The organism is Rhodosalinus sp. (genome assembly GCF_041685465.1).
Classification (GTDB): Bacteria; Pseudomonadota; Alphaproteobacteria; order Rhodobacterales; family Rhodobacteraceae; genus Rhodosalinus.
Window position 1 is genome coordinate 1 of record NZ_JAWLFS010000285.1, and the last position, 3,478, is coordinate 3,478.

A 3,478-nucleotide genomic window follows, 5' to 3' on the forward strand; every position below is an offset into this window, starting at 1 on the left:
GCGCTCCGGGCGAAGGCGGGGCCGGGGGCGCTCTTCCTCGTCTCCGACGCCATGGCCCTCGCGGGGGCGGAGGCGGAGAGCTTCGCCCTCGGCGGGCGGACCGTGCGCCGGGACGGCGGGCGGCTGACGCTCGCCGACGGCACGCTCGCCGGCGCGGATCTGGATCTCGCCCGGGCGGTGCGCGTGATGGTGGCCGCCGGCGCGGCGCCGGAGACCGCGCTCGCCATGGCGACCTCGGTGCCCGCGCGCGTCGCCGGGCTGGAGGCGGGCCGCCTCGTCCCCGGCGCGCCGGCCGATCTGGTGCACCTCGACGCGGATTTCGCGCTTCGCGGTGTCTGGCGCGGCGGCGTGCCCGTCGCCGCCTAGCGCAGGAGCACGAGTTCGCCCTCCGAGATCTCGATGCGCGCGAAACGGTTCAGGTAGCTCATGCCGAGGAGCGATTCGGGCATCTCGCCGCTGTTGACCCAGGCGCGGAAGCCGGGCTCGGCCAGCGGCCCGTCGCCGAGCCGCTCCAGCCGCACGGGCGCGGTCGCCACCTCGCCGTTGGCCGTCATCGCCCGGCCGAAATACGCGAGGCTCTCGGTGTCGATGCCCGCGCGTTCGGCGGCCGCCTGCGTCAGCACCACCTGGCTCGCGCCGGTATCCACCACGAAGCGGGTGGGCGTGCCGTTGACCTCCAGCGTCATGTAATAATGCCCGTCCGCCGCACGCGGCACGGTGATCCGCCCCTCCTCCACGGCGAGCGACTGCTGCGGCGCGACCGTCTGGCGGATGTCGCCCCAGAGACCGACGGCCGCGATCACGCCGAGGAAGATCAGCCCCCAGACCGCGGCATACTGCGCCATGCGCCCGAAGCCCCCGCGCGTCTGCACGAAAAGCCAGAAGGCGATGCCCGTTCCGAGCAGCACGAGATAGGTGATCTGGGCGATCTGGTCGCCGGTCATGCGCGTCCCCTCCGTCGCTTCCTATCTAGGGGCGGCGCGCGCGGGTTTCACGCCCCGAGCACCCCGATCTCGCGCACCCCGTCGATCACGAACTGAACCGAAAGTGCGGCGAGCAGCATGCCGAGAAGCCGGGTGACCACGTTGACGCCGACCCGCCCGAGCGCGCGCTCGATCAGCGGCGCGGCGAGGAAGAGCACGAAGGCGAGCGCGACCACCGCCACCATCACGCCGCAGACCGCCGCCAGCCCGGCGAGCCCCGGCTGCGCGCCGGTGAGCAGGATCATCGAGGCGATCGCCCCCGGCCCGGCGATCAGCGGAATCGCCAGCGGAAAGACCGAGGGGTCGGGCCGGTCCTCCGCCGTCTGGTCCTCGCGGCGTTGCGTGCGCCGCTCGAAGAGCATGTCGAGCGCGGTGAGGAACAGCAGAATGCCGCCCGCGATGCGGAAGGCGGGCATCGAGATGCCGACGAACCCCAGCACGGCCTCGCCGAAGGCGGCGAAGAGGGCGAGGATGGCGACCGAGATCAGGCAGGCCCGCGCCGCGACCGCGCGGCGCTCCGCCGCCGGCTGCCCGGCGGTCAGCGCGACGAACATCGGCGTGAGCCCGACGGGGTCGACGACGACGAAGAGCGTCGTGAAGGCGGTGACGAGAAAGGCGATATCCACGGGAGCGCAGTCTCGCGCGGGGCGGGACGGGGCGCAAGCCGCTCAGGCGGTCTCTTCCGCCTCCAGCCGCTCCATCGCGCGGACCCAGAGCGCCTCGGCCCGTTCCAGCCCTTCCATGACCTCGGCATACTTGCGCTGCCAGACGCCGGCCTCGTCGGCGCGCTCGGGCTCGTAGAGCGCCGGGTCGGCGAGCTTCTTCGCGAGCTTCTCGCGCATCTCGGTGAGCTTCTCGACGCGCGCCTCGCAGCGCCGCGCCTCCGCCCGGAGTTCGGACAGCCGCTCCTTCGAGGGGCCGGGCTTCGGCTTCGCGGGCTTCCGGGACGCACTGCGCTCCGGCGCGGAGAGCTCGGCGCGGTAGCGGTCCAGATCGCCGTCGTAGGGCGCGACCGTCCCGCCCGAGACGAGCCAGAGCCGGTCGGCCACGAGGCTCAGCAGGTGGAAGTCGTGCGCCACGAGGATCACCGCGCCGGAATAGGCGGTCAGCGCCTCCACCAGCGCCTCGCGGCTCTCGATGTCGAGGTGGTTCGTCGGCTCGTCCAGGATCAGCAGGTGCGGCGCGTCGAGCGTGGCGATCAGCAGCGCGAGCCGCGCCTTCTGCCCGCCCGAGAGCCGCGCGACCTCCGTGTCGGCCTGCGCGGCGTGAAGCCCGAAGCCCGCGAGCCGCGCGCGGTGGCGCGGCGGCGCCTCCTCGGGCCGGAGCCGCGCCAGATGCGCCAGCGGCGTCTCGTCGGCGCGCAGCTCGTCGAGCTGGTGCTGCGCGAAATAGCCGATGCGCAGCTTCGGCGCCGCGATGCGTCGTCCCTCCATGAGTTCGAGGCGTTCGGCGAGCACCTTGGCGAGCGTGGACTTGCCCTGACCGTTGCGGCCGAGAAGCGCGATGCGGTCGTCCTGATCGATACGCAGGTCGAGGCGCTTCAGCACCGCGCGCCCGTCGTAGCCCGCCGCCGCACCCTCGAGCCGCAGGATCGGCGGCGAGAGCTGATCCGGTTCGGGGAAGGTGAAGCGCTGCTCGGCGGCCTCCTCCGGCGCGGCGATCGGCTCCATCCTGGCGAGCATCTTGAGCCGCGCCTGCGCCTGCCGCGCCTTGTCGGCCTTGTAGCGGAAGCGGTCGACGTAGCTCTGCAGGTGGGCGCGCCGCGCGTCCTGTTTCTTCGCCTCCGCCGCCTGCGCGGCGCGGCGTTCGGCGCGGCCGCGGGCGAAGGCATCGTAGCCGCCGGTCCAGAGGGTGAGCTTGCGCTCCTCGAGGTGCAGGATGTGCCCCACCGCGCGGTTCAGAAGCTCCCGGTCGTGCGAGATCAGGAGCACCGTGTGCGGGTAGCGCTGCAGGTACCCCTCGAGCCAGAGCGCCCCCTCGAGGTCGAGGTAGTTCGTCGGCTCGTCCAGCAGAAGCAGATCGGGCTGCGCGAAGAGGACGCCTGCGAGCGCCACGCGCATCCGCCAGCCGCCCGAGAAGGCCGAGCACGGCATCGCCTGTTCGGCCTCGGTAAAGCCGAGCCCGGAGAGAATCGCCGCCGCGCGCCCCTCGGCCGACCAGGCGTCGATGTCGGCGAGCCGCGTCTGGATCTCGGCGATGCGGTCGGGGTCGCGCGCCGTCTCCGCCTCGGCGAGGAGCCCCGCGCGCTCGGTGTCGGCGGCGAGCACCGTGTCGAGGAGCGAGACCGCCGAGGCCGGGGCCTCCTGCGCGACGCCGCCGATGCGCGCGCGCGGCGGCAGCGCGATCTCGCCCCCGTCGAGCGACAGCTCGCCGCGGATCAGCCGGAAGAGCGTCGTCTTGCCCGTCCCGTTGCGCCCGACGAGGCCCACCTTGTGACCCGCCGGAATGGTCGCCGAGGCCTGCTCGAAGAGCGGCCGGCCCTCGACCGAATAGGA

At 73.3% G+C, this 3,478-nt stretch carries 4 protein-coding genes; 1 reads left to right on the plus strand and 3 read right to left on the minus strand.

What is annotated here, in order from left to right; translation table 11 throughout:
- Positions 1-366 (plus strand): amidohydrolase family protein (locus ACESL7_RS14470; protein ID WP_372894006.1); only part of this gene is annotated, 366 nt, incomplete at its 5' end.
- Here the strand turns inward: ACESL7_RS14470 and ACESL7_RS14475 are convergent.
- The 3 genes from ACESL7_RS14475 to ACESL7_RS14485 all read right to left on the minus strand — a co-directional run.
- Positions 363-944, minus strand: a complete 582-nt coding sequence (locus ACESL7_RS14475) for a retropepsin-like aspartic protease family protein (protein ID WP_372894007.1) — start codon at positions 942-944, stop codon at positions 363-365. The genes ACESL7_RS14470 and ACESL7_RS14475 overlap by 4 nt on opposite strands.
- A 47-nt stretch (positions 945-991) precedes the next feature.
- Complete coding sequence (locus ACESL7_RS14480; RefSeq protein ID WP_372894008.1) at positions 992-1,609, minus strand: MarC family protein; 618 nt, start codon at positions 1,607-1,609, stop codon at positions 992-994.
- Between the two features lie 42 nt (positions 1,610-1,651).
- The coding region (locus ACESL7_RS14485; RefSeq protein ID WP_372894009.1) for an ABC-F family ATP-binding cassette domain-containing protein at positions 1,652-3,478 on the minus strand (1,827 nt) is incomplete at its 5' end.